Source organism: Occallatibacter sp. (assembly GCF_035317045.1).
In the GTDB taxonomy this organism is placed as follows: Bacteria; Acidobacteriota; Terriglobia; order Terriglobales; family Acidobacteriaceae; genus Telmatobacter.
Genome location: NZ_DATHHT010000011.1, coordinates 219053 through 245880 on the forward strand (window position 1 = coordinate 219053; position 26828 = coordinate 245880).

Annotated in this window: 17 protein-coding genes; 7 read left to right on the forward strand and 10 right to left on the reverse strand. The window is 55.8% G+C overall.

Annotation, left to right across the window (positions count from 1 at the left end; translation table 11 throughout):
- Window positions 1-447 precede the first annotated feature (447 nt).
- The 7 genes from VK574_RS04275 to VK574_RS04305 form a co-directional block, all read right to left on the reverse strand.
- Entirely contained in the window at window positions 448-1308 is an 861-nt protein-coding gene (locus VK574_RS04275; RefSeq protein WP_472798571.1) for an N-acyl homoserine lactonase family protein, read from the reverse strand.
- Between the two features lie 417 nt (window positions 1309-1725).
- Window positions 1726-2688 carry a ferrochelatase gene (hemH, locus tag VK574_RS04280; protein ID WP_472798572.1) on the reverse strand — a complete coding sequence of 321 codons (963 nt, stop codon included), beginning with the start codon at window positions 2686-2688 and terminating at the stop codon, window positions 1726-1728.
- Window positions 2681-3763: a uroporphyrinogen decarboxylase gene (hemE, locus tag VK574_RS04285; RefSeq protein WP_472798573.1), complete on the reverse strand. Its 1083-nt coding sequence runs from the start codon at window positions 3761-3763 to the stop codon at window positions 2681-2683. Before hemE ends, hemH begins: the two co-directional genes overlap by 8 nt.
- A gap of 88 nt (window positions 3764-3851) precedes the next feature.
- Window positions 3852-7190: a DUF3857 domain-containing protein gene (locus tag VK574_RS04290; protein ID WP_472798574.1), complete on the reverse strand. Its 3339-nt coding sequence runs from the start codon at window positions 7188-7190 to the stop codon at window positions 3852-3854.
- A gap of 82 nt (window positions 7191-7272) precedes the next feature.
- A complete protein-coding gene (locus VK574_RS04295) occupies window positions 7273-8295 on the reverse strand; it encodes an acetamidase/formamidase family protein (RefSeq protein ID WP_472798575.1) in 1023 nt (340 codons plus the stop codon).
- A 140-nt stretch (window positions 8296-8435) separates the two neighbouring features.
- On the reverse strand, window positions 8436-11840 hold the full coding sequence (locus VK574_RS04300; protein WP_472798576.1) for a CHAT domain-containing tetratricopeptide repeat protein: 3405 nt from the start codon (window positions 11838-11840) through the stop codon (window positions 8436-8438).
- Window positions 11841-12369: 529 nt separating this feature from the next.
- Window positions 12370-13032: a TonB family protein gene (locus VK574_RS04305; protein ID WP_472798577.1), complete on the reverse strand. Its 663-nt coding sequence runs from the start codon at window positions 13030-13032 to the stop codon at window positions 12370-12372.
- 213 nt (window positions 13033-13245) lie between these two features.
- Between VK574_RS04305 and VK574_RS04310 the strand changes: the two genes are divergently transcribed.
- The 6 genes from VK574_RS04310 to VK574_RS04335 all read left to right on the forward strand — a co-directional run bounded on the left by VK574_RS04310 (window position 13246) and on the right by VK574_RS04335 (window position 17417).
- Entirely contained in the window at window positions 13246-13581 is a 336-nt protein-coding gene (locus tag VK574_RS04310) for a hypothetical protein (protein ID WP_472798578.1), read from the forward strand.
- A gap of 350 nt (window positions 13582-13931) precedes the next feature.
- Entirely contained in the window at window positions 13932-14918 is a 987-nt protein-coding gene (locus VK574_RS04315) for an IS1595 family transposase (protein WP_472798579.1), read from the forward strand.
- Between the two features lie 239 nt (window positions 14919-15157).
- Window positions 15158-15628 (forward strand): hypothetical protein, encoded by a 471-nt coding sequence (locus tag VK574_RS04320; protein WP_472798580.1) that lies wholly within the window; start codon window positions 15158-15160, stop codon window positions 15626-15628.
- A complete protein-coding gene (locus VK574_RS04325; RefSeq protein ID WP_472798581.1) occupies window positions 15616-16098 on the forward strand; it encodes a helix-turn-helix domain-containing protein in 483 nt (160 codons plus the stop codon). The genes VK574_RS04320 and VK574_RS04325 overlap by 13 nt, the downstream gene beginning before the upstream one ends.
- A 1-nt stretch (window position 16099) precedes the next feature.
- The gene (locus tag VK574_RS04330) at window positions 16100-16375 is read left to right on the forward strand and encodes a hypothetical protein (protein ID WP_472798582.1); all 276 of its coding nucleotides are present in this window, start codon (window positions 16100-16102) and stop codon (window positions 16373-16375) included.
- Window positions 16376-16499: 124 nt separating this feature from the next.
- A complete protein-coding gene (locus VK574_RS04335) occupies window positions 16500-17417 on the forward strand; it encodes a trypsin-like peptidase domain-containing protein (protein ID WP_472798583.1) in 918 nt (305 codons plus the stop codon).
- 2541 nt (window positions 17418-19958) lie between these two features.
- Here the strand turns inward: VK574_RS04335 and VK574_RS04340 are convergent.
- From VK574_RS04340 to VK574_RS04350, 3 genes are all read right to left on the reverse strand, one after another.
- Complete coding sequence (locus VK574_RS04340) at window positions 19959-22274, reverse strand: TonB-dependent receptor (RefSeq protein ID WP_472798584.1); 2316 nt, start codon at window positions 22272-22274, stop codon at window positions 19959-19961.
- A gap of 233 nt (window positions 22275-22507) precedes the next feature.
- A complete protein-coding gene (locus tag VK574_RS04345; protein ID WP_472798585.1) occupies window positions 22508-22909 on the reverse strand; it encodes a DUF1801 domain-containing protein in 402 nt (133 codons plus the stop codon).
- 11 nt (window positions 22910-22920) lie between these two features.
- Entirely contained in the window at window positions 22921-24723 is a 1803-nt protein-coding gene (locus VK574_RS04350) for a VWA domain-containing protein (protein WP_472798586.1), read from the reverse strand.
- Between the two features lie 161 nt (window positions 24724-24884).
- Between VK574_RS04350 and VK574_RS04355 the strand changes: the two genes are divergently transcribed.
- Window positions 24885-26810 (forward strand): CocE/NonD family hydrolase, encoded by a 1926-nt coding sequence (locus VK574_RS04355; protein ID WP_472798587.1) that lies wholly within the window; start codon window positions 24885-24887, stop codon window positions 26808-26810.
- Window positions 26811-26828: the final 18 nt, after the last annotated feature.

Here is a 26828-nt window from a genome sequence, read left to right on the forward strand (position 1 = left end):
GAGCCTTTGCCGTGATCCGTTAATGTCTCCCGTTTCAAAATCCCGACTGGCTTCCGGCTCAGCTTTCTCCTGAGAACGCGCATTTCCCGTTCCGGTCGCTGCCTGTCAACCCCGCTCCCACTAAAATTCCCGCCAACCCCCTCATTCCATTCGCCAAAAAACTTCCGCCGTTTTGCAGGTAATTATCCCCTCCCGGCGCACAATTGAATTGTGATTGAACCCGCCAGCTCCGCCAACGTGTGCTTCGCGCACGCTAACCCCGCCGGCACCCCTATCTCGCCGCTAAGCCTAATCGGCAGACGAGTCTACGGCCATCGTTAATCGTTGGAAGAATTTGCCGCCACCCCTCCTCCTTAACATCAATCCATGCAGGAATCTACCACCAGATTCCGGGTGGGGGGGAGGGTCTCCGCATACGTACAATTCGATCGCGTCTCGACGCCGCGCCTATTTGATCTTCGCCACACGTCCTTCTGTCGGGAACTTCTGAAACTGCAGAATGTCGTGCCCCGGCACCACCCGATCGACAGAGCCCGCCAGTTCGATCATCCGTTTCTGCTGTGCGATGTTCGCCGCATGATCCGCATCGCTGAATGTCGCGCTCGCAAGATGCTCGGAAAGGTTGAGGTAGAAGTAGACATTGTCCGAAGCCAGCACATACGTCGGCGTCCCTTGCACGCGCAGATACTGCGAAGCGTACGTATGCCGCGAACCCGTATACGTACGGATGCCCGGAAAAATCTCAACATCGTCGCCGCCCACGAAGCGCACGCGATGTTCGGTATTCAGTTTCACCAGTTCCTGGACGTCGGCCGGATCGATGCCGCCATGCTTGCCGTTATTCTGCCAGGCGTCGCCCGTATAGTAGCGGTACTCCTCGCGCTGGATCCACACTGTGGCTTTGGGGAATAGATCAATCCCGCCCATGTGATCCCAGTGTGCGTGGCTGATCACGATGTCGGTCACGTCCTGTGGATTTACGCCGGCCGTCTTCACCGCCTCGTCCGGACGCAAGTAGTCCTTCATCGGAAAATCTTTGAGAAAGGTGTCGCGATGAAATCCGCTGTCGAAAAGGATGGTGCGTCCGCCGCCCCGAATCAGCCACACCACCATCGCGACATCGACTTTCTGATCCTTCGGCCCGTTCACGACTAGTTCGGCAACCGGAACGTCCGGTGAAGTCGCATAGCGGATCGCCTCAATCGAATACTCGGGTGCCTGTGCCCGCGCTTCCTTGCCCGAAAACATTGCCCAGGCGAGCACGAACATTGCGGAGAGTCGGGTTGCAGCAGCAGTAGACGAGATCAAGCCGCCTCCAGCGAAAGGAAGATACGTTCAAGCAATTATAGAGAGGCAGGAATTGCACGATTCTCTCGCGACCCGGGAAGCACCTACATGGACCTGGCCGTGTCTGGGCGCTTTGCCCGCCGTCCCCGATACCGCACGAACCTCAGCTTTCTGCAGATCGGGCACTCCCACGGATAGTACCCAAACAGCGGTAGAACCCGCAGTTGCAGAAAGCCTGCGCGTGGAACACGCCGCATCTGCGACCTCCCACAGTCTGGACATGGTCCGGGAGAGGAATTCGTTTCGTTGGAAAAATCATCAAACGACATCGACTGGCCTTCATCGCATCGCACAACAGTCATTCGCGCGGGAAGGCATTCGAGGAGACGAAGCCCTGACGGCTAAAACCAGTGCTCAATTTTTACGATCTAGAATTCCTTATTCTTCTAACCGACTGAGCCCACGTTTTGCAAGTCCTGCGATTGCGCGCGCCAGCGTGGGCGATGCATTCAGCGATTCTGGCCGCTCCAGGCGAATCCCCAGATTCCCGGCAAAGGCTTTGAATGCAATATCAATGTCGTACAGAATCTCGACGTGGTCGCACAGAAAGCCGATCGGCTGCAGCAGGACTGTTGTCACGCCTTCACTGGCGATAGCAGTAAGAGTCTCTTCAACCGTAGGCCCGATCCAGGGACCACCGCTCGCGCCCTGGCTCTGAAAGGCAAACCACCACTTTGGAATCTCGGGAACTCGCTCTGCGACAAGTTCCGCTGTTCGCTTGGCTTCTTCCGCGTAAGGATCGGCGCCTTCGCCTGGCCACAGCTTCGGCTGTCCCTCGGTCGCGGCCGTCACCTCCACTGTTCTGGAGGGCACGCTGTGTGCCGTAAAAAGCACTTGTACCGGCGCACCAGTTTCCTGAATCATGCGCGTCTGGGCTGTCCGCAACCGCTCGGCGAATGCATCTGCAAGCAGCGGATCCTGCGCCCATGCCTCGGTGAAATCGACTTTCACCGAGCCGGCCTCGGCCTGCACTGCCCGCTTGTAAAGCCCCACGCTGGTCCGTGAATTCTGCGGCGCCAGGCAAATAACTGCCGTCTGTGTCACGCCATCAACCCGCATCTTGCGAACCACGTCTGGGATGTAAGGCTTCCAGTTCCGCATGCCCACGTAGACCTGCGCGTCAATGCCCTCTGCAACGAGTTCCGCTTCGACAAGCCGCCCCTGCGCCAGAGTGATCTCGGTAAGCGGACTATGTCCGATCAGCGAATACCGGTGCTTGATCTCCTCGATGACCTGCGCGGGAAGCGGTCGCCCGCTGACCACGTTGCGTAGGTAGTCCGGAATCTCTTCAATCGTCTCCGGCGTGCCGTGCGCAAGGAGCAGGACCGCTCTCTTAGGCATTCTGATTCTCCAGCCGGAACTCTCGCACCATGCGAACGACTGCCTGCACGTTTTCGACAGGCGTCTCCGGAACGATTCCGTGTCCGAGGTTGAAGATGTGTCCCGGCCGTCCGGCCGCCGCGCGCAGAATCTCCTTCACGCGAAGCTCGATCACCTCAAGGGGTGCGAACAATGTGATCGGATCCAGATTTCCCTGCACAGCATGCGCGTGGCCCACTTCGCGCCAGCCCACATCGAGCGGTTGCCGCCAGTCAAGACCGATGACATCTGCCCCGGTAACCGCCATCTGCGACAGCAGCCCCGCCGTCTCAACCCCGAAATAGATGACGGGGACCCCCATCCCCTGCACCGCGCGAACCAGCCGCTTCGATGCCTCGAACGCGTAATCGCGATAGTCCTCAAGGCCCAGCGAACCGACCCAGCTGTCGAATATCTGGATCACATCGGCGCCTGCCTGCACCTGCAGCCGGCAATACTCCGTCAGCACCACAACCAACTTATCGAGAAGACCGTTCCATGCAAGGGTGTCGCCGTACATCATCTGCTTGGTGTGAATATAATTCCGCGACCCGCCACCCTCGATCATGTAGCTGGCCAGCGTGTAAGGAGCGCCACAGAATCCAATCACGCCGAGCCGATCGCCAAAGTGCGCGGCCACTTTCTCGATTGCGCGTGCCACATAGGCAAGATCTCCAGCACGATCTGTTCGCAAAGCTTTTACATCTTCTGCTGTCCGCAACGGGTGATGGACAACAGGGCCTTCTCCCGCCTGGAATTCGAACGGCAGGCCCATCGGTTCAAGCGGCAGCAACAAGTCGGCAAAGATAATGGCGGCGTCGACACCAAGCTTTTCGGCTGCGGTGATGGTCACTTCGGCGGCAAGTTCAGGTTGCTTGCAAATCTCGACGAGCGTGTGGTGTTTACGAACGTCGCGATATTCCTGCATATAACGCCCGGCCTGGCGTAAAAACCACACGGGTGTCCGATCTACGGGCTTGCGCAGGCATGCCCGCACAAACCTTGTGCCCTCGAGGATCGTCTCCTCGCCGGCGAGTTTGTTCTCAGCAATATCCATATGGGCTGATTTTACCGGGCGCCGAGGCATGCGATGAGAAAATCGGCCGAAACCATCGCATTGAGTCAAGCGTCGAAACGATGAAGCTCTATTGCTGCTCGGTGTGGAGGCCGCCGTCCGGTACCAGAACCACCTCGCAGGTCTTGCCCATCGAACAACTCACTACCGCACTGCGCAGCAGGTGTGCCTTGGATCCCGAAGGAATCAGCTCGGGAAACTTCATGGCGTCAATTGCCGGTTTCGCAGCTTCAATGTGCTGCTCACCTGACATCTTTTGCGACTCAATTACTCCCGCAGTAGTGATCTCCAGGCGGAAAGTCCCCCAGCCGCTCGCCCCTTCTGGCTTTGCGATCTTGTAGGTTCTAAGGTTTTGCAGGGCCATTGTTCCCCCGCCCGTGCTGTCTGGCTTGGCCGGGGCGCCCCTCAGTTTCGCGATGCTCTCCCTGATGTGATCCTTCACCTCCTGTGGTGCCGGGGGCGTATTCGCGGCTTCGGCCAGAATGTAAGTCGTTAGCGCCTCGTCCTTCTTCCCCATTGCCTCGTACACCTGACCCAGATGATCGCCAACTTCGGCACGGAGCCCGGCACGCCATGCGGCGGAGAGCAATGGCTCCGCCTGGTCCACCTTTCCTTCGCGATAGAGAATCCAACCGAGCGTGTCCCACGACGCAACCAGCAGGTTGGCATCCGCAAATGCTTTGCTGTTTACTTGCGCGGTCGTAATCGTGGCGCTCTCTTCCTCAAGCTTCGTGATGCTCTTGCGCGATGCTTCTTCTGCGACATCGAGACTCATGCCGGATTCGCTCAGCACATACGCAGCGTCGTTGAGTACGTTGGCGTCATCCGCCCCATCAAGCGCACTCTTCGCTGCGGCAGCTGCCTCGTCATTACGATTCAGACGCACAAGAGCCTCGCCTTCCTGTACGCGCAGAATCCGGTTATCGGGGTTGTGCTCGGTTGCGTCTTCATAGGTCTTCAACGCACTCGCGTAGTCGCCGCCATTCGACTGCATCGATCCCAGGGACATCGCAATCTGCAGATTATCGGGATGCTTGCCCAGGAACTCCTGCAAAGTTTGCCGTGCCCCATCCTTGTCCCCGGTTCTCATCTGAACCGCGACGATACGTTGAGCTATCCATGCATTATCCGGCTGAATCGCAAGTTCCTTGCGATAGTCAGTCTTCGCCTCATCCAAATCCCGGTGCGATATCTCGGCAATGTATCCATAGCTGACCCATAACCCCCTCTGATCAGGGTTCTTCGCTTTTACCTCGTCCAGCGCCTGCTTCGCACCTCCCCAATCCATTGACTTCATCTTCTGCTGCGCCATCTCCATCAACTCAGCGGCGGATGCATTGGTAGGGGCCGCGGCATTGCTCCCGGCGGCTGCGTTCGTCTTCTCGTCATCTCTTTGCACCGGAAGCTGGACGATCGTTATATTCCCTTCTTTCTTCACGACCGTGGATTGCGATGGCTTGGAGCCGGCCGTTGAAATTGTGATCGGCTTCGGGGGAGCCATCAACTGGATCCAATTCTCATTGTTAAGGCTGATGTCCTTGGTAAAACTCTGGTACTTCTTCCAGTCTGCTTTGGGGATCTTGTTCTTCAGGACCACGACCGTTCTTTCGGAGATGATCGTCTTGCCTTCGAATCGATACGTCTTGTCGAACGTGGCGAATTCTGTTTTGACGTGAATCGGATCGGGCAAATCAGGCCGATAACCATCCGGCAACTCGATATGTGTAACGGCGGTCAGAGTTCGCGGAGCGCCTAGTTGGATGTCATCATCCGGTTCTTTCTTGTCACTATCGAGAGCCGCAAAATCCAGGCTCGGAAACAGCGGCACGATACGAAGGTTGTCCCAATCGCCATAGGGATGTCGCGAGTAGTCATAGGTCATCGCGATCGGCACCGCGGGATCGTCGGCGTTTTGGAATTGGGTCTTACTCGTAGTACCGCCAAACCCTGTTATCGACGACAGGTATTGCGAGGCTCTGTCCCACTCCGCGGGGGCTACCGTCCGCGCCAGAGCACGCACAATCACCTCGTCATCATCGTGGTATGTCGCAACCATTTTTGCCGACATTTTTCCGTCTTTGTCCAAAACTCCATTCGCTTCAAAGCGAGCGGTGAAGGGATACGAAACGTTTGCCGGCGTGTCCAAAAGCTCCGCCTTTCCTTCCGCCGGTACTACAAGAGCTTTCTGATCGCGAATGAGTGCACTCAAGAACCGATAGGGAGCTGCCGGCGGTGTACTGTCCAGCCAGATGCGCCCTGACGGCAAATTCACAGTGGTAATGACATGATTGAACACAGCCGGAGATGGCACATCCGGTACCACGGCGATTCCTGCTCCGACCAAAGCCGGGGACGTTGTGAATCCTTCGGCTTGCAGCATCGACTCCAGCAGCGTGTCCTTATCCTTACAATCGCCGTATTGGTTCGCGAGCACATCTGCGGCACTGTGCGGCTGGTACCGCCCGATGCCGAAATCAATTCCCACATAGCGGGTATGACCCGAGACATAAGCGTAGATCGAGCGAATCTGCTCTTCGGGTGTTTTCGCGTCTTTGGCTAATTCCTCCGCACGCATCTTTACCGCCGCTGTTGGTTTTGCCTGCGCCTCGGCAAGATTGCGATACCATTCTCCAACCTCCTGCCAGTTGTGAAACGTCGTCCACGCCATTGACGGCAACTTGCGGCCCTCCGCATCTTCATCCGGATCCTTCGGCGGCTTCGGTTTTGCATCGTCGTCCCCGGTGGGCTTGGGCGCGGTCTGCAGCTGTGACGAATTCCAGGAATACGTCTTCAGTCCGTCATGTTCGATTATCGTGAACTTGTGGTTCGGGCTCCATACCTGGACGTATTTGTCAGCCGGAACCTCCAGCTTGAGAACTTCATCGAGAACGATGATTGTGCCTGGCGGAGTCGAATGGTTTGCACCCCAGAACTGTCCCGGCGCTTCAGCCTTCGTGATCGCGGTATCCACCTCGTATTCAAGTGTGTCTCCGCGTGTCAACGAGCGAACTGGCAGGTGTTTCTCCTTGAGATCGCTGTAGAGGGGCGCCTCGCGCGAGACTGCGGTGGGCATGTCCACCGCATCGGATGCAGGGGTGTCGACGATTGAGCCGTCCGCCTTGTGAACACGCATCAGCTTGATCACTGGAGTCTCGTAGGCTGAAGCATATGGAAACGACATCACGCCAAATTGCTGTGCGGCTCCATCCGACTGGACGCGCATTTTGACAAGCAGGTCGCGCTCGCCTGTGCCATCGCCGTGCATTTTGTAAACCGTCTGCAGACGCTCAAAGACAATCGCTTCATTCGCATAGGGATCGGGTAGCGACGGCTTGGCCTGAGAGAACATCGGGACCGAGAGAGAGAATGCACCGGAAACCAGGGCAAGAAACCACACAGGTGAAGGCATACCGGGAATGTTAATACCATTCGGAATCAATTCGCTGCAATCTATTCAAATCCGAACCTAACCTTAGTTATAGGAATTCAATCTATCGAGCCTCGACGAAGATTCCTTTGGGGCAAATTGCATGTACGCCAACATTGCCGTCTACTAGCTGGGTAATGTCAACGTCCACGGCCACGCTGGTAAGCATGTAGGCGTCGTCGCGCGACAAGTGCTTTTCCGTCACCAGAAACTCGATCATGTTGCGCACCGCCATTTCGGTCGCCGTCTTTAGATCGGGGCTGAATCCCATGCTGATGTAGCTGGTCGGTGTTTCGGCACGCGGCCATAGCAGATGCTGATCCTTATGAACGATGAAGCGGAAAGTCCCGGTCAAAAACGTCTCCATGGCAGTGATGTCGACCTCGCCGTTGCCTTGGCCGGCATGGCCGTCGCCCACCTCAAATAGTGCGCCCGGGGCATGAACGGGAATAAACAGCGCGGTCCCGGCCACGAGTTCCTTGTTGTCGATGTTGCCGGCATGCATCCATGGCGGAGCACTGTCATACTTTCCGGCCGATTCCGGAGGAGCTACGCCCATACTTCCAAAAAACGGATGCAATGGAATTTCAACGCCCGGGGCGAAATGTGCAAGCATCTTTTCGCGATCAAGGGGAATGATTTTGCGGCGTCCATAGGGGAAATCATTGGGGAGAAATCCCCGCCCTACTGAGAACCCATTGCAGGCAAAAGGCACGTCGATGTCAATCTTCTCAATCTGGACCTCCAGCACATCGCCGGGCTCGGCTTCGGTGACTGCGACCGGACCGGTAAGGATGTGTCCGCCTGGGCCGCGGTCCTTCACCTGGTCGTAGATCGTTGCGTTGTAGGCGGGAATGTCCTTGGCTGCGACTCCGCCAGCTTCGAGACGCTCGTTCGGTCCGCAGGTTGAGAGCGTTTGAATGCGGACCACATCGCCGGAGTGGACCGTCAGAACTGGCTTTGCTTTCGACCAGTAGTAGCCCCACGCGACTGTTGACGGACCCGCCGGCAGGAACACCGGTCCAGCCTGCGCCGCCGCGACGGCTGCAAACATCGCCGCCATTGCCCAAAGGGAAAAATATTTCATGCGCACACCTCCGGTTCACGAACTGACAATTTTATTCTGGACATCTTCGTTGGGTTTAACGGACCTGAATAGTGCCGAGAATGGAATCATACCCGAAGTTGCACTGAATCCACTTCAGGATGAAGAGCGGTACGTAATGGTCAGCGGCCCACCAGAACGAAAGCACCCCAGTAATACGGAAGATCCTTGCCGCCGTGCTCGCGCTTGACCTCTTCACGAATTTCCATTTGCGCCTGCTTCAGAGCCTCGTGCATCTCTGTTCCCGCAAGCCACTTGGCGTAGAAGCGTTGCATCAGTTCCGTGGTCTCCCTGTCGGGCACAGACCACATCGACATGAGCACCGCTTTCGCGCCAGCCTCCTGCAACGCGCGCCTCAAGCCGAATACGCCTTCGCCCGCCTTCACGTCGCCCTGGCCCGTATTGCATGCGCTGAGTACCACGAGTTCCGTGCCGCTCAGATTCAAATTGCCGGCTTCCATCGCGGTAAGGATGCCGTTGTCTAACCCGACGGGAGTTGACCTTCCGGCAAGTGTGCGATCCGCACCAGCAAAGTAAAGCCCGGAACGCAGCATCGGGTCTTCGAGCGCTGCGCTTCGATTTTGGGCGGCGCCCCCTCTGGAGATCTTGTTTTGTTGATCGGGCAGGAAGAATCCATGCGTGGCCAAATGCACGACAACTGGACTCTCTGCGTGCTGAACCACAACTTTTAAAGCAGCGTCCCGGGTGTAGAGATTGGTCTTCCAGCCTTTGGACTTCATGAGGTCTGCGATTGCAGCAATCTCCGCGCCTGTTCCCGGCAAGCGTGGAAGTTCGGCAGCGCTTTCCGTGCCCGGCGAGATACCCATCTGGGATGTCAATTCAACGCTAGATTGTGCATTGCTCGACTTCAGCGCCAGTTTGTTCATTGCTGCCGATTCCTGCTCCCCGGTGAGGTCGAATGCGGGATCCCCTAAAAGCAGTGCCGTTCCATTCCCTCGCGAAGGAGATGCATTCCGGAGAATATCCTTCGTGCTCGAAAGAATTCGCAGGTCGTATTTCTCCATTGCCAGGTTGCCATCGGGTGCGGCGATAATCCCCAACGGGACCTCATTCAGCGCGCCGTCGGGCGAGAGATAAACACGCTTGGTACCGGCAAGCGCAGTTTCAAGAGGCTTCCAGACTAGGTCCCACTCATTTGCACCCGGCAACGCTGCTTCCTCTTCCGCAGCTAGTCCGCGCGTCTGGAGCTGCTGACGAAAGTGCGTCAGGGCATCACCGTCGAGCTGTTTATCGTCGCCCAGCACGATGTATTGCGGTGCGTCCTTTGTCTCGCTCGTAACTATGAGCGCAACGTAATAGGATTTCGGTGTCCATTCCTTGTCGAAATAGCGAAAGCGCGCAAATTCAACTGCGGCCTCGCCGGGAGTCAATGCATCACGCACTTGCTGCCAGGTAGCTCGGTCGAGCTTGGTTTTCTCTGCGAACGCTGCGGACCGTTCCACCAAATGCTTCTCCAGTTCGTCGGCCTCGGTTCGTAGTTGATCGATCTGCTTCTGCCATAGACTGCGATCTGACGGCTTTGCATTCAGCAGAGCTGCAATTTCTGTCCGCTTGGCGCCCAGATCTTCGAGCAACTTCAGAGCCACTTTGTCTCCGGAGGCTTCAATTCTGCGGCGCATGTCTGTGATGCTGCCGGCTATGAATCCCTTTTCCCAGAGCAAAAGGTTATACATGTTTCCTGCAAGCTTCGGGTCCTTATCGTGATTGCGATATACGAAGCTGAAGTAGGTTGGAAAGTAGTAGTCGACCGAACCCAGAAAGTCCAATCTCTGCTTCTCGGTCATAAAGGTGAAGTTGTATTCGAATTGTTGGAACAGGATATTGAGCGCTCGGTCAAAAAGCGGTTCAGCTTTGTCATACTTGCCTTCGTGCTCGTATAGCCCCGCGAAATTGTTCAACGTGAGGATATTATCGGGATGGTCGGGCCCAAGCGCATCGTCATCAATCTTTAAAGCGCGATCGAACAGTGGCTCGGCATCGGTGTATCTGTCTTCATCATCGAGCAGTGATCCCAGGTTGTTCAGCGTTCGCGCCAAGTCAGGATGTTCTGGCCCTAGCGCCTTCTCATCGATGCTCAGGCTACGCCTGTAAAGCGGCTCCGCCTCGGTGTATTTGTTCTGATCGACCTCGACCAGGGCAAGATTGTTCAGCGCTGTCGAAACAACGGGGTGCTCGAGACCATATACTTTTTCGGTGATCTCGAGCGCGAGCTTGAATCCCTCTTCGGCATCGACGTAGTCGCTCTGGTTCTCAGAGAGTTCCGCCAGGTTATTGAGGTCGGTAGCAATCTCGGGCGCGTAGGGCTGCAGCATCTTGCGGTCGATCGCGAGAGCGCGCATCAACAGCGGCCGTGCTTCCTTATAGCGACCTTCTTGTACGTAGAAATCGCCCAGATTGTTCAGCGCCGTCGCGACATCCGGGTGTTCGGGCCCGTCCGTTTTTTCGCGAATTGCAATGCTACGTTGAAACAATGGCTCGGCAAGAGCGAACTTACCAAGCGTTTGGTATAACTCTGCTAGATTGTTCAGATCAACTGCGACAGTGGGATCGTCCGGTCCAAGAGCTTGTTCATCGATCTCGCGAGCGCGCCTCAGTATCTGCTCCGCTTCTGTGTACCGCCCTTGTGCGATGCGGAATTCCCCCAGGTTATTCAGAGCTTCTGCGACTTCGGGGTTATGGGGACCAAATTTCGTCTCCTTGATCGCGAGGCTGCGAAGCAAAAGTGGTTCTGCCTTTGCGTAGTTGCCTTGCTGTTGATAGTCCTCGGCCAAATTGTTCAAGGCTTTGGCAACGTAAGGATGGTCGGGGCCGTACGCTTTCTCGTTGATTGCAAGTGCGCGCACGAGGAGCGGTTCTTCGTTCGCAAACTTCCCCTGGGCGTCGTAGAGTTCGGCGAGATTGTTCAAGTCTGCAGCAATATCTGGATCATCTGGCTTGAGGGCTTTCTCATCGATGGAGAGCGCCAGTTGCAGAAATGGCTCCGCATCTGCATACTTCGCTTCCTTACTTAAAAGATTGCCGAGATTAGTGAGGATTGTGGCAACATCCGAGTTGTTTAGTCCAAGGGTCCTCTTGTCGATGCCGTAGGCGCGTTCATAAAGCTCCTCAGCATCGTCATATTTCGCCTCAGCCTCGAACACCTGCGCCAGCATGCTCATCGACCGCGCAACCTGCGGATCATCTGGCCCAAGCGCCTTCGCGCGGATGATCAGTGCGCGCTGGAACAATGGTTCGGCGTCCGAATACCGGCTTTGTTTCTCGTAGAGCAATCCCAGATTGTTCAGCGCGGTTGCGACGTTTGGATCAGTCGCGCCGAAAGTTGCCTCCGCCACGCGAAGGTCCTCTTTGGCAACAGGAATTGCCGCAGCGTAGTCTCCCTTTTTGAAGAGTTCTTCGACGCGGGCCCTGAGTTCTTCCCATTTCGCCTGCTGCGCCCCTGTTTTTGGGCCAGAGTCGAGGAGCAGAAGGCTCAGAAGTCCCAACGCAACGCGGCGCATGTGGAACATCGGCGACCTCCCGCCTGGCGTGTGAGGCAATCTACTTCAAGGGGAAGGGATTATATTCCGCCTGATTTGCGGATCGATGCAACAGAGAATATCAGGAATCTATAGATTTAGTGTCGGCCACTTGCCCCCAACGCGTTTCACGTTGAAGGTTCGACCGTGAACCTCAAGCCTATACGTCCCATCGGGTGGGGTTTGCGATGCAGCGGTTATGCGAAGGCTGGTCCAGACGGCAACGGTTGGCCTTCCAAGATCAAGTTTGGTTACAAGCGCCACAGTGCAATCGCTTTCGAAGGCTACTCCCCGAAGAACGCCTCTTAAGTGGTCGGTTGTATGCTTCTCCTTCTTGCCTCTTTCCATACACTCCTCTGGGTTGAAAACCCACGCCGACTAGGGGAAGGATCCCATACATGTTCCCGGTTGCGGCTATCTTACTGCAATCAACTGAAGACTCGATACGCCCAGTAAGTTTGATGCCTCCAGCTGGAACAAGAAGCAACACTTACCGGAAAAATCGAGTCAGGTGCGCAGCTTAGGAGTTTGTGATTGGGTAGTCCAGGTTGAACGGGAAGATCAGCTCCGCTTCGGTAGCGACCGGTTTGCCGTTTATGGTTGCGGGCTGAAAGCGCCAGGTCTTGACGGTCTCAAGGACAATCTTGTCCAGCCTGGTTCCCATTCCCTTGACGAGATTCTCGCTCACGACTTGGCCGAAGGCGTCGACGCTGACATCGACGACGATCTTTTGTTCGGAGGTTGGGAGGAGGGCGCGGTCGGTGACGGGCGGGTGAGGGGAGAAGATGGGGAAGGCGGGGTGGATGTCCTGGGCGTCGCTGCCATTGCCGGTCATGGCGGTTGATGAGCCATCGCCGTGGTGAGGAGCACGCGTGGAGCCGCCGCCGGACTTCTTGAGGGCGGGGACTTGCATGGGGATGTCGGTCCTTTTGGCGGCGGGAGCATTTTTTGCGGGCTCGCGGGTATGAGCTGAGAACTGATCGACGGGCAACTCGATCCGAATGGCGTGGGAGCCGCCGGAGAAATTGAGTTGCGCTACGGACTGGGTCTTGACGGGCGGAATGACCCGAACGAATACGCGGGTTCCGAATAGAAACACCAAGGCGAAGAAGGCGCAATGCACGGCGAGAGAAAAGGTAAGCGCGCGATAGAGGAGTCGAGAGCGTTCGGCTGGAGATCGCATGGAGACCTCGCCGGGGACGGGGACGGTCCGGTGAAACGATTGTCGCACAGGTTTGCCGATGCCTGCTGAGTGACTTCAGGAACGCGGTGAGCGAAATTGGAGTGCGGTTCGTCCCTTGGAGAAACGGAGATTTGGCTATAATAAGGGCACACGACAATCCCCAGATTCCTATGCAGTGGTGGTACCGATCCTTTGCGATTTCTAAGTAGACGATTGAAGTTTGCTGAAGTGGCGGCGCTGTGTGCGGCGGCGGTTTTGCTGGCCGGCAACAGCGGATTCGCTTTTCGTTGCGGTGTGGAAGAGCACCAGATGAAACGGCTGGCGAGCTATGCGGAGCAGCGCCGGCAGGCTTGCCAGGAGCTTGGGTTGCGCTGGGAGGCGGACGACCAGGAGCGACAGTATAAGCGGGGCTCGAGCGCGGGTACAAATGCGACGGTTGGTCCGATCTCCGGATTCATCATGGATGTGACGGAGAACGAATTCGGACACGCGCAGGGACGGTGCCATGCGGCTAATGCCAGCTACAGGGAACTGGTTGCGGAGTACTGAGGGCAAGTTCCTAGTTATCAGTGAGTACCCCCTCCCCCCCACCGTACTCTGGATGAAACACGTTCATTCTAAATGACTTACTGAGATGATTATGCACTTGACACAGAACAAGATTAGTCCTATAGTTGGTTTATGGGCGTACTAGCACAGATGGAATGGGAGCGCGGCGGACAAAAGCTAGCGATTTGGCAACGTGCTCTCGAAAGATTACGGAAACAACTCCAATCACAGATTGCGACTGATGATATTTCCCCCGAGCAGCGCTCTGCGATGCTTTCAAGCCTTGCATCAATGAAGACCAAGATTGAGGCACTGGAAGCCGAATTAGGGAAAGACAAGGGAAATGAACGATGAACTTGATAGACGTCACCAAGCAGTTCCCGACAGACGATGAATGCTTGAAGTACATCGAGCTTATGCGCTGGCCTGATGGCGTGGTTCGCTGCCCTACTTGTGGCGCGGATAAGATCAGCAAGATCACGCGCACCAACGTCCGCAAGGATGGCAAGGCTTCAAAGAACGTCCGCAAAAGCGTCTTTCAATGCCTAGAGAAGACCTGCAAACAGCAGTTCTCAGCCACTAGCGGCACGATCTTTAATGACTCGCATCTCCCCTTGCACAAGTGGTTCATGGCCCTTGCCATCGTTGTAGACGCGAAGAAAAGTATCTCTGCGAACCAATTGAAAGAACATCTCGGCATCGGCTCTTATCGCACCGCGTGGTACCTGGCGCACCGCATTCGTAAGGCAATGGCTGAAGAGGATGGCCCTTTTAACCAACTACGCGGCATCGTGGAAGTGGACGAGACGTACATCGGCGGAAAAACCAAGCGCCGCTTCGGACGCAGCAAGGAAAACCAACGGTCACGCGCTGAGAAGTTCGACATGGTTCTCGGTATGCGCGAGCGCGGCGGTCGCGTGAAATACGTCCACATTCCCGATGGCAAAGCGGCCACGATCCGCGAGGCGGTCACGAAGCACGTTGTACCGAATCCCGAGCGGCTCTACACCGATTCAGCGGCGGTCTACAACTTCGCCCTTGATGCGCAGATGGCTCTCAAGCATCGCACCGTGAACCACTCTAGGGAATGGGTTGTGCCGAACACGCGCATCCACACAAACACGGTGGAATCGTCATTCTCACTCTTGAAGCGCGGCTTGATAGGGAGCTTCCATCGCGTCTCCATAAAGCATCTACACCGCTATCTGAGCGAGTTTGAATTCAGGTTCAATATGCGCAAAGACGCAGATAAATTCACGCGCACACTACGCCGTCTGGCCGGAATCGCACCTATGCCTTACGTGGAGCTTATCGGGGTTCCGAAGGGCGAGGCTTAGGGATTATCGGCCCTCTCGGCTGTCGTTCGGGAGAGCCTTTTATCGTGCTCGTTTTCTCTGGTTTCTGATTGAGCAGCCGACCTAGAAGAGTGTCGAATTTGTCCTTATCAACCTTCATATACGAGAGCTTACACTCTCGTCATCGGCCCTGAATGGCTTGACTCCAACTTTAGTTTGAACTAAAGTAAGTTTGACATCTAGTTTAGTTGCATCTAAAGTAAAGGAGCGTCATAAAAGCGATGCCCAAAACATTCAGAATGTCTTCAGGGTTTTCTGAGGATGATCGCGGCATCGGCTTCCTAGAAGACAAGGAAGACAAGGATTTAGACGCAGGCGCTGTTTTCGATGGTTTAAAGGCGGACACTGAACGCAAAGTCAGATCGCGGATGGATCATTGGCTTCAAGGGAACGTATATGACAAGTATTTCCATCGGTGGAACTTACCTGAGTACAGATACTGCTTTGAGTTCAAGTGGGAGGAGCGGCATAAGCCTCAACGGCTTTACGGGTTTCTATGCCATCCTATTCCAATTTCCAATCCTAGTTTCGAGTTGTGCGTTCTCACCTTTTATGGCGTTAAGGATGACGACACCGATTTTGGAATTCTGGATGATGTGAACCGATTGCGGAATCACGCGGAAACAACCAAGGCGATAAGCGAGACATATCCCGAATACGCACGAAATGGCAGGAAAGAATGGGTGCAATGAAACACTGGACTGAAAGAAATATCGCGGATTTCGTATACCGAATTTCCGCCGACTTTGTGCTGCAACTAGAAAAGAAATTAGACAAAGAGGGTTTGAGCCATAAAGAATTTGCGGACATCGCACATGTATCTCAAGGGCGCGTCTCTCAGCTTCTCAACAATCCAGGTAATTTGACACTCACGAGCACAGTGCAGTGGACGAGAGCGCTGAATATGAAAGTGGCTCTTGTGGCCTACGATGATGGAGATCCCGGCAACCAAAGAGGCCCGGTCAGCCCCGAGATATTCCAAACTTGCTGGCAGCGCGCCGGATCTCCACGCAATTTCTTTGCTTTGGGGCAATGTATGGCTGGAACTATTCACCAACTCAATCCACTCCCAGACATCGCTGGTAATGCCACAACAATGCAGTTGTTGAACGATTGGCCGATAGCAATAGCGAAAACAACCTGCACGGAGAAAATCCACTGACATGCCTGAGCCGACTCTAATTACCTTCACCTACAAAGAGATCGCGGAGAACCTTATCAAAGCCCAGGGGATTCATGAGGGCATCTGGGGTCTCTTTCTTAAGTTTGGACTGAGCGCCGCGAACGTAGGAGAGAATGACGCTGCTCTTAAACCGGCAGCGATTATCCCCGTCCTCGAAATCGGCTTGCAGAAGATGGACAAGGAAAGCAATATCGCCGTGGATGCTGCAAAAGTTAATCCGAAAATAGTCATCCCCACTACTGCCGTGAAGCAGTAGACGGAGGGTGACTAGTAGGTGCTAGGACCGGGATTTATACCCTGGGATTGGTGTGCGCCAATGGAGTTCGATTCTCCCGCCCTCCGTACCAAACCCTATCTTAGGCAATTTTGGGAGGACCTTGGTGAAAAATATATCGATTACTTTGTCCATGATTGCGGTTGTCTGCGTTGCATCGGCACAAGTTGCGGCGCCTAAACGCGAATCAAGGCTGCATCATATTTTTACTACGCATCGCGACAATGATAATCTGCCGCGGCGATTCAACGATCTTCGCTGTGCTCTTGTCCTGATTCAAGCTGGTCCTCGCTTGGGAACTGGCTTTTATATCGACCCGGAGGGGGATATTGTCACTGCAAGCCACGTGCTCGGTAACAGGCTCTTCAACCAACTCCCCGACGGAAAAATGCAGATTATGCTTCAAGGGATTCCGTTCGTCTTCATGATGAAAGACGCGGCAGGGCAGTATCCAGTACCGCTAGCACAGGTTGATGGGAATGTTGATAACTGGGCCTACGACCTTGCAATCTTACATTCCAATCGACCCACGAAATGTTGGTTGAGAATCGGAGACGATAAACTTGCAAGGGTTGGGGAACATTTGGTGACGCTCGGTTTTCCGGGGCTGGCATTTGGATCATTGGCGCTTTATACGGGCATACTCAGTTCACGGCTACAAGCGGAAATCATTATAGGAACAACGCTTCAGGGAACGCCGTTGAAGCCTTCCAATGACTACCTGCGTGTGCAGATGCCAATATCACCAGGCATCTCAGGCGCGCCAATCATAGATGACGAAAATAGAGTTATCGGAATCGTTACTACTGCGGGCGTTTGGCGTCAGGATCTTGAGCAGCTGACGGAATTTCAGCGCATGAGGGATTCGCAGCCGAGCCAGATGCCGCCGGGCACGATCGATCTCGCAGCGGCAACTGCCCACCTTGCTTCAATACTCCATGACTTTGCTTCTCCGGGCTACGGAGACGCTGTTCCCGTAAGCTATCTCCAGATGAAACGACCGCCATCACCTCAGAAACGGTGAGAACTCGGCCATTGACCACCACTTTATCTTCCGGCCTCGCAACTCTCACTACTGAGGTCGTACCCGCGATGGTTGTGGTATTTGCTTCATCTGTACCCTGCGCAAAAGCGCAAATTGAGCACATTCCTATGCACGCGAGGAGTAGCAATCTATTCATTTCAGCATCTCCGATGCGCTCCAACCAGGAGAACCGGCATTCTAGCCCATCCCGTTTAATATTGACAACACATAGACCGTTTTTGTAATCCGGCCAATTAAAAGATTGCCAAAAGCGCAATCAATTGCAGCTTAAGATGCAAGCTAGCGTAAGTCTATCGTAATCCATCGATGTATCACGATGTGTCAATACAAAGGACCACCCTGTCACGGCCCGCAGTCCTGCTGCTCGTTTTGTACGCTATCGAACATAATTACGCGGTACAATCGGCTACCGCGCACCACTTTAACCTTCCAGAAGGTGTGGGGCTGTTTTAGGGGGAATTACCGGCCCAAGGGTGCGCGGCCTGCCCTGTCACGGCAAACCCAGTCTAACTCAAATATGTGTCAAGTGCATAATCATCCTTACTGAGCAAGCTGGCAGCAAGAGTCCTCTGTCGATTGGAGTTAGCTGTAGAGTCTTCATAAAAAAAGACTTAGCGGCTTGTCGGGCTTCACAGTTTCGCAGTTTCACAGTTGTATATTGAGTCGGGCCCGATTTTAGAGCGATGTGATTGATACAAAAGACTATAGCATTAACAAAGTGGCGCATTTTGGTCGTTTTTGGCACGATTTCGCCATCGTTAAGGGCCTTATTTGACGATTTCCGGTTGAGGCGCTTGAGGCGGTCGGATTTGCTTGTGAGAGGTTTGCAGTCTCGGATGTGACACAAGTTGATTGTGCGCCGAGAAGGGGAAATTATCTGCAAATCCTGCGGAGTTTTTCTTTGTTTGTTTTGTTGGGGTTGGGCGGAGAATTCGACGGAATGGGGTTGACATCGGTGAGTAGGTCAGATGTGCGAGCCGGTTTGGAAGGATGAAACCTGCCAAGCGCCTTCGGTGAGATGAATACAAAGCCCGGGGCGGTGGGGGCGGTGTGGGGTTCGTTGCTTCCCACCCATGCCGCGCGGCATGGATGGGGCGCCCAGAGGTGTTGGATGCTTTCAAGTAGTTTCTCCACAAACAACCCTTGGTATATTTTCCCGCCGTGGAACCCATCGCAGAGTCAGACCGCCTCGACCACAAAGCAGCCAAGTGTGGGCCGCCCCGGGGCGGTGGGGGTGGCTGGTAGTCGGCTGGTGTGGGGTTCGTTGCTTTCCCACCCATGCCTCGCGGCATGGATGGGGCACCCAGAGGTGTTGGATGCTTTCAAGTAGTTTCTCCACAAACAACCCTTGGTATATTTTCCCGCCGTGGAACCCATCGCAGAGTCAGACCGCCTCGACCACAAAGCAGCCAAGGAAGAGACGCCAGCACCCGAGGCTGCAGCATCAGGACACTCGCCTACATGCTCCCCGCCGCCCGCCGCCTAGCCGACGTCCTCGACCGCCTAGACCTCCTTTAATCGCTTTGCCGCCATCGAACACAATCCCTAATGTGAGCAATGCGACACAGCTTCTCTCCCAGGCCGAGCCTAGGCTCCGAGTAGAAGAAGGTGCTCGTATGTGCTCGTATGCATAGTTACAACTCGCCAGAGATTCTCATTAGCGTACTTCGCAGCGCCTCGTTTCTCCTGGGACATTACGGCTACACCGGGCACGACCCCTCACTAAGCGAATTGCAGCGCTCCCTCGGTCGCGCCATGTCCCAACTCGAAGTCCAGATGCGAACCGAAGGCGAATCGCCTAGCGACTTTAAATCTCAGTGACGAGGCGCGCTCCGGAAGCCCAACAATCCCGGGGCTGGGCCAGAAGCAAAAGCAACAGCAACCACAAAAGCCAAGCGCCCGCCTCGCGGCGAGCGCTTGGTTGGACCGAAATCATCAACACCTGCTGCTTCAGTCCGGGGCCCACCAAAATTAGATGCCGAGCCGCGCCTGCGCGCGCCTCTGCACATTGAAAGAGCCCACCATTCTGCGGTGAGCTCCTGGCCCTGGGTTGGTCTCTAACACCTGCTAATTCATACTTCTAGTATCGGACCGTACGCCCGCGCTCCACTCGTATCAATCCCATCAAAGTAACTTATCGCATTCGAATCGGGCACTTACCGAAAGCAAAGGGCCGCGCTTCGCGCGGCCCTCTTCAACACGTTCGCTCACCCAACCAACCCAAGTTGGACTGACACAACCGTAGAGAAATTTCTTACCCCTGTCCAAGGCAAGAGGCGATCCTGCTCGTTCTTCAGTAACCGGTCTCCCTTTTCGTTAGTAACCACGGCTTAGGTACTATTCAAAATCGTTCCACGCGTGACAGCACGACAGCAACATTCAAAGGGAGTTGGTAAAGCCGCAAGGTGTCCATCGGTCACACGCGTGACGGGGGGACTTATGACTTTTTGCGAATCTCAGGGGCAATTAAGGGAGCGGTCTTTGCGCCAAAAAATAGCCACTGCGCCGAAAAATAGCCACTCAAAAACTCGTCGTCAAGCGGAGCAGGTAGCTTCTGGGGGGCCCGATTGCGTTCCCGGAGAACAGTCCACCAAAATCGATCACATCAAGAACATTGTTCAGGTTCTGCCCGTCGGCTTGAAGCCGGACCTTGACCTTTTCTGAGTTATAAAGATCGGCTCCGGCTGAAGCGTTCACCTGGAAAGAAGGATCAATGCGTCCGCGATCGAAGTCAATGCGGTTGAGCACCTGTTGCCCGTACTGGGCGAGTACGGTAGACGGGTCTCCGACAAATTCGAATGGAAGGCCCGTGTCATATTGGATTCCGGCGGCCAGCCAGAATCTGGGATGCACCTGGTAGCGAAGACGGCCGCGCACCGTGTTGCGTTGGTCCTGCGAGTCAGGGAAGTGGCCCGAGAGCTGCGTTTCCGCGGCGGTCGCGTCATCGCCAAGAAAGAGTCCTCCGGTCACGGGATTCCACGCATTGCCCACTTGATAGGAGTAACTGAGGAAGCCGGAGAATCTTCTCCAGTCGGGTAGATCGAGCTTGGCTTCAGCGCCATAGATGATGGCTTTTTGAAAAGCGATTGGGAAGCTGACGGTCGTATTGTCGATCTGGTCGTCGTCGGCGTAGTTATTGACCACGCGCCGGAAATAATTCATATCGAGTTTTGCTTTCCCGAACAGGCCCTGGGTCAGGCCGCCTTCGAAATAGTCGCCCACCGAAGGTTGCACGGGTAGACGGACGAAGGTCGTGGGATCCAGCGACTCAACCTGCGTTGAGCTGGAGAGCAGGATGTTCTCGAACGATGGCGTTTGAAAAATACGATCGTAGGAAAAATGCAGAACCAGATTGGAGGATGGGAAATATCGCGAGATGGCAAATCGCGGCTCGAGGGCTTGTTTGTTGATGAGGAGTTGGTAATGATCCCATCGAAGACCGGCATTGATTGACCAATTCCCCAGATGAACGAAGTCTTCGACAAATGCGGACTGCTCCAAGTCTGGCCTCTGCGCGGTGAAGGCGAAAGTGAGAGGTGTCCCATCGTCAAACTGGTCAGGATCGGTGATGACGTAGCTTGTGTTCTCGCGCAGGAAGGTATTGTCAGACTCGACTCCGGCTTTCCATTCGCTTCGGCCCCGGTCAGCAATCACCAGCGCCTTGAAGTAGCCCTCGCGAAATCGGTTTTGCTGGAAGACTTCGACAGGAGTCGACCGTGGGTTCGAATTGAAGTCGTTGGCATTGTCGCGCACCATGCCTCCGAACCTCGCCAGCGTATTCGGAGAGAAGGTGTGCTGGAACGAGGCGATGCCCATGGTTTCGATGTTGTCTGCCGATTGACGTTGGCCGGCTGCCTGTTGCACGAGCTCGTTGGGAAGGTCGTAGCGGGATAATTCGTGGCGGACGCTGAGGCTGAGCCGGTCGTTTGGCGATAGATCGCGCTCGTAACGGCCGGAGAAGTCACCAAGCATGCCGGTGTTCGAGTAATTCTGCGGAACCACGGGATTCAAGTAGCGGTCGGTCATGCTCCCGCTCACGCTGCCGCCCACCGTGTTCTTGCCGGCTGTGTACTGCCCCTTGGCAAAGGCGCTTCCGGTATCGAAACTGCCTCCTGCCAGGGCCAGATCGCCGTGAAACCCGGGCTGCGTATTCTGGACCGTGTTCACCTCGATCACCCCGCCCATTTTTCTGCCGTACTCGGCGGGAATTCCCGCGGTGTAGATGCTCAGCGACTGCACGTCGTCGGCTTCAATCTCGGGGCCAAAACTGGGAGAGCGGTTGTCAGTCAGTGGAATGCCGTCCACCACAAACTGCGTCTGATACTCCGAGCCCCGCGGATGGAGCACGGCGTTCCCCTCGTAAAGCCAACCCGGTTGCGAATTCACCAGATCCTGCAACGAACGCCCAGGAATCGAGCCAAGCCGGTGCTCGATAAAAGAGGATCCCACCTGATCTACATTGCCGGGTTGCTCGGGGTCGATGAGGGTGTTGGCCGCCTGGACCGCAACGGTCTGCTGCACGGTGGCGAGTTCAAGCGAGACCGAATGTACGACTGGAATGGAGGAACGGATGGCAATTGTTTCAGTGACGGATGCGAACCCCGACTGACCAATTTGCAATCGGTAAATGCCGTAGGGAAGCGTTGCGACGTCGATGTTTCCCTGCTTGTCAGTCTCAAGCTGGGCGCTGTACTGGTTGGCCTGGCTGAGGAGGTGGATTGCTGCCTGAATGCCTCGGCCTGACGGATCGGCCACGTGGAGTTTCAATTCCCCGCTGTTGTTTTGGCAAAGAGCAGGGAGGGCGGCAAACAACACGAGGAGGAGGTATGGTTTCAAGGACTTTGCCTCAAGAAATCCTGGACATTGCGCTACGCAGTCTGATTCAGTGTTTTGCTCTGGTCCGGCTATCTTGAATATTCGATTTCGTATGGATTTTGATCAGACTATTCACTTAGATGCCGATTCCGGCCTTAAAGAAGGGCTCTGGAGACACTTTTGCAGGGCTGGCGTGCGATGGCGCAATTGGTCTACTTGCCAGGAATTCGGAAGAGGGCAACCCGGGAATCGCTTTAGCCGTTTTCGACGCGGGATTTGATGTCTGCGTAGGCAGCGTGGATGAGTTCGCTTAGCGCTGCGGCGTTTGTGGGGGCTCCGGGTTTGAGCTTTACATGGCGCATGAATTTGCCGTCGCCTTGCAGCATGCGGGCTGGATCGGTCAGTGTAGCGCCTTGAAAGAAGCCCACGTTGACGTGCGAGGTGAATGCATTGACATAAGCGAAAGGCACGTCCCCCAGGCATGCGACGGGGCAACCGTCGTGCAGAAGCTCACGGACTTCGTCGCCGCAGTTGCGCATGACCTCGAACCAGTGATGGGCGATGGATCCCAATTCGCCTGGATGCTTTTTCATCCACGCATCGATCGCTGGATCATGTTCGACAGCGCCGTTGAATCGCAGCAATTCGGATTTCATGGTCGCTCGGGTCATTTTGAAGCGGCGTGGATGGCAGCGGCGGGAACTTCGAGGGTTCCGGCGCGTTCTGTGCTGGCGTCGTAGATGCCGGCGCGGAGATAGACGTCGCCGGGGGGCATATCGAAGTCGAAGTGGAAGGGGATGCCGTTGCTTTCGGCGAAGGCCCACTGGTCGGCGCGGATGGCGAGATTGACGGAGCGGACCAGCCAGTTAAGACTTTCGCCGCGCTGGCTGTAGACGATGAGCGCGACTTCGACAGGGGCGCGGCGGGTTCCGTCGGCGCTTTCGATCAGGTTGAGATTTTGCGGCGAGAGAAAGAAGCGGACGGTGTAGTGCCGGAAAGGCGGCTGGAGCGCCGCATTATCGCCATTGGGCGGCGTGCCCGGGGTCGGCGGCGCGGTGTCAGGATGGACGTGGAGACGGAAGTGAAGATCAGAAAAGCTGGGCATGCCGCGATCCATGAGTGGGCGAAGGGGATCTGTCATGGGTTTCGACGCATTGGTCTTGATTTCGCCGGCGGTGCGTTCGAAGTAGTTGCGGCGGTAGGAGAGCTTGTAGCCCTCTTCTTTGAGGTGGATGGCGATCTTGCGCTCGCGGCCGATTTCTTTGGAGTCGGTGGGCGTGTAAGCAACGGTGTAGTAGCTGGAGCCATTTTGAATGGCCTCGGCGAGGCCGCCTTTGAGGTCGTTGTGATGCGTGGCTACGCCGCCGGTCTGTTCAGCCCATGTATCGCTGGCGATGAGTTCGAATGCGCCGCTATCCTGGCCGGAGTTTTTCATGGCGGCCTGGAGCGGACTCGATCCGTTACTGCTACTGCCAGTAATGCTGCCCATATCGGCGTTGGGAGCAGCGACGCCACCGGTGCTGATTGGATAAACCGAGACCCGCGCTGCCGCAAGCGCATCAACGGTCTTCTTGATTTGGTCTTCGTAGGGGCAGTTGATGTTTGAGGTTGTGATGCCGGGGAAACAGAGTGGGAACGATCCGACAAACCAAATGAGATTCTTGCGTCCGGGGATTGCGGAGACGTAGTGGGCGATGGCCTGGAGAGCGTCGAGCGTGATGAGGAGCTGCTGGTTTTGCTGTTCCGCTGTAGAGGTAGCAAGAAAGTCCTGCAGGTGGCCGATCATCTCGGCGAGTTGTGCGCCGCCGTTGGCCCCTGGGCCGCCGGGGTCTGCGGCCATCGAGTAGAGATTGTTCATGGACGTGGATTGGGAGGCGAGTTCGTTGGGGGTTGCTTCCATTGCGACGGCCACGGGATTGCCGGCGAGGCGCTCGACGGAGGTGCGGAGGAGAGTCGAGTCATCCGTGAATCCCTGGATGATGCGGAGACGATCGCCTAGAAGAAAAACGCCGATGCGAAGGCCACGCGGGATGGTGCCGAGATACTTGACGATGCGCTGGCGGGCAAACGCCTGGTCTTGCGTGGTGGTGTTGAGGGCGTCCATGAGCAGGAGGTTGATGGCCTGATTGGGCTCGGCGGCAGGGACATTGGTGAAGGTGTTAGGCGGGAGAGGCGGCGCTGGTTGTGCAGGAGCCGATGCGGACGGGAAGTGAGGCTCGAAATATTCGATTGCCTGCGGCTTGCCGTTTTCGAGGACTTCGAAGTCCTCTTTGTGGAGGTTGGGGACGGCCGCGCCCTTCTTGTCGGTGACCACGACGTCGACAAGGACGTTGCGCACGTTGATCTGCAGCGGGGAGACCGGAGCCTGGATTGGCTGATTGTTGTCGGCCTGTGCCACCGCGGATGAGGGAGTTATGGCAACAACGAGGATGGCAAGGAGAGCAGGAGCAAGATTCCGGAAGCAGAGCATGGAGTGCGCCTCGCTGGAACTGGAAACTATAGCACTAGACGGTTGGGAGGGCAGTGATGGATGCAGGAATGTTTGGCTGATGCGCATGGGCTCAAGGATGTGGTTCACTGGTTGAGGTTTCAAATGCGGTACCCTAGCCCTTCAGGAGAATCCAGACAACAATGCTCAAGCTGCAACGACTTCCCTTCCCGGTTCTGGCCGTAATTGCGTTTTGTTACACGTGTGTGATTGGAACCCAGCCCGTCACAGGCCAGGCTCCGACCGAAGACTTTGTTCGCGCGCACTACACGAAGTATGAGTTTCGCATCCCGATGCGGGATGGTAAACGGCTTTTTACGGCCGTCTATGTGCCAAAGGATGAGAGCGCCGGTCCTTATCCGTTTCTGATGGACCGGACACCTTATAGCGTAGGGCCGTATGGGGAGGATCAGTATCCAAAGAATCTCGGGCCTTCAGAGGAGTTTGAGAAGGCGGGGTACATCTTTGTCTACCAGGACGTGCGCGGGCGATGGATGAGCGAGGGCGAGTTTGTTGAAATGCGGCCGCACATCGATAACAAAAAGGGGCCGCAGGATGTGGACGATGCCTCGGACACCTACGACACGATCGAGTTTCTGCTGAAGCACGTGCCGAACAACAACGGCAAGGTGGGGATCTGGGGGATTTCGTATCCGGGGTTTTACACGTCGGCTTCGATGATCGATTCGCATCCCGCGCTGGTTGCGGCGAGTCCGCAGGCGCCGATGACGGATTTGTTTCTCGGAGACGACGGGTATCACGGCGGGGCGTTCATGCTGTCGGCGAATTTCGGATTCTATGCGTTCTTTCATCCGCAAACTGAACCCCAAACGCCCAAGCAGACGGCGCCGTTTGATTTTGGAACGCCGGACAGCTACCAGTTTTATTTGAAGGCCGGGAACATCGCTAACCTGGACAAGCAGTATTTGAAGGGGTCGAACTGGCTGTTCAACGACCAGGCGAAGCACACGACGTATGACGCTTACTGGCATGAGCGGGATTTGTCGCGGCACATGAAGAATGTGAAGTGCGCTGTGCTGGTGGTGGGCGGATGGTATGACGCGGAGGATTTGAGCGGGCCGTACCGGACGTTTTATGCGACTTCTAAACTAAATCCGGAGACGCAGACGACGCTGGTGGAGGGTCCCTGGGTGCATGGCGGATGGGCGCGCGGCGACGGGACGCACCTGGGCGATGTGCAGTTCGGCGCGAAGACAAGCGAGTATTTTCGGCAGAACATTCAGTTCCCTTTCTTCGAACATTATCTGAAGGGCAAAGGCGCGGCTCCGGCAAAGGCCGTGGTGTTTGAGACAGGGACGAATGTGTGGCGGCACTTTGATGAGTGGCCGCCGAAGCAGGCGACGCCGAAGATGCTGTATTTCCATGCGGGGGGAAAGCTGAGCTTCAATGCGCCGACGGAGGCGCAGAGCCGGGACGATTATGAGAGCGATCCGAATCACCCGGTGCCGTTTGTGGGTTATACGACGGATACGGTTCCGCAGCGGTACATGGTGGACGATCAGCGATTCGCGAGCGAGCGGCCGGACGTGCTGACCTATGTGAGCGATCCGCTGGAAGAGGACGTGACAATTGCGGGGCCGATTTCGCCTAAGCTGAAGGTGTCGAGTTCGAGTACGGATTCGGATTTCGATGTGAAGCTGATCGATGTTTATCCGGATAACTATCCAGACCCAGCAGAAGCCGGCGCCCCTAACAAGCGCATTCTGGATGCGCCGCCGTTGCATATGGGCGGGTACCAGCAATTGCTGAGGGGCGAGCCGTTTCGTGCGAAATTCAGAAACAGCTGGGAAAAGCCGGAGCCCCTGGTGCCGGAGAAGATGACGGAGATCAACTTCGTGATGCCGGACCTGTTTCATACCTTCCGGCGCGGACATCGCATCATGGTGCAGGTGCAGAGCTCGTGGTTCCCGCTGACGGACCGGAATCCGCAGATTTTTGGGGATATTCCCAACACGCCGCCGGAGCAGTTTACGAAAGCGACGGAGCAGGTGTTTCATCAGAAGGACGCGGCATCGGGGGTTGAGGTGCTGGTGATGACGAGGGACTAGTGGACAGTGGTCAGTGGT

Excerpts from the sequence above, each read along its gene's own strand:
- hemH (WP_472798572.1), bottom strand. The coding sequence starts at position 2,688 with ATGCCTAAGAGAGCGGTCCTGCTCCTTGCGCACGGCACGCCGGAGACG.
- hemE (WP_472798573.1), bottom strand. The coding sequence starts at position 3,763 with ATGGATATTGCTGAGAACAAACTCGCCGGCGAGGAGACGATCCTCGAG.
- VK574_RS04290 (WP_472798574.1), bottom strand. The coding sequence starts at position 7,190 with ATGCCTTCACCTGTGTGGTTTCTTGCCCTGGTTTCCGGTGCATTCTCT.
- VK574_RS04295 (WP_472798575.1), bottom strand. The coding sequence starts at position 8,295 with ATGAAATATTTTTCCCTTTGGGCAATGGCGGCGATGTTTGCAGCCGTC.
- VK574_RS04300 (WP_472798576.1), bottom strand. The coding sequence starts at position 11,840 with ATGTTCCACATGCGCCGCGTTGCGTTGGGACTTCTGAGCCTTCTGCTC.
- VK574_RS04305 (WP_472798577.1), bottom strand. The coding sequence starts at position 13,032 with ATGCGATCTCCAGCCGAACGCTCTCGACTCCTCTATCGCGCGCTTACC.
- VK574_RS04315 (WP_472798579.1), top strand. The coding sequence starts at position 13,932 with ATGAACTTGATAGACGTCACCAAGCAGTTCCCGACAGACGATGAATGC.
- VK574_RS04320 (WP_472798580.1), top strand. The coding sequence starts at position 15,158 with ATGCCCAAAACATTCAGAATGTCTTCAGGGTTTTCTGAGGATGATCGC.
- VK574_RS04325 (WP_472798581.1), top strand. The coding sequence starts at position 15,616 with ATGGGTGCAATGAAACACTGGACTGAAAGAAATATCGCGGATTTCGTA.
- VK574_RS04330 (WP_472798582.1), top strand. The coding sequence starts at position 16,100 with ATGCCTGAGCCGACTCTAATTACCTTCACCTACAAAGAGATCGCGGAG.
- VK574_RS04345 (WP_472798585.1), bottom strand. The coding sequence starts at position 22,909 with ATGAAATCCGAATTGCTGCGATTCAACGGCGCTGTCGAACATGATCCA.
- VK574_RS04350 (WP_472798586.1), bottom strand. The coding sequence starts at position 24,723 with ATGCTCTGCTTCCGGAATCTTGCTCCTGCTCTCCTTGCCATCCTCGTT.
- VK574_RS04355 (WP_472798587.1), top strand. The coding sequence starts at position 24,885 with ATGCTCAAGCTGCAACGACTTCCCTTCCCGGTTCTGGCCGTAATTGCG.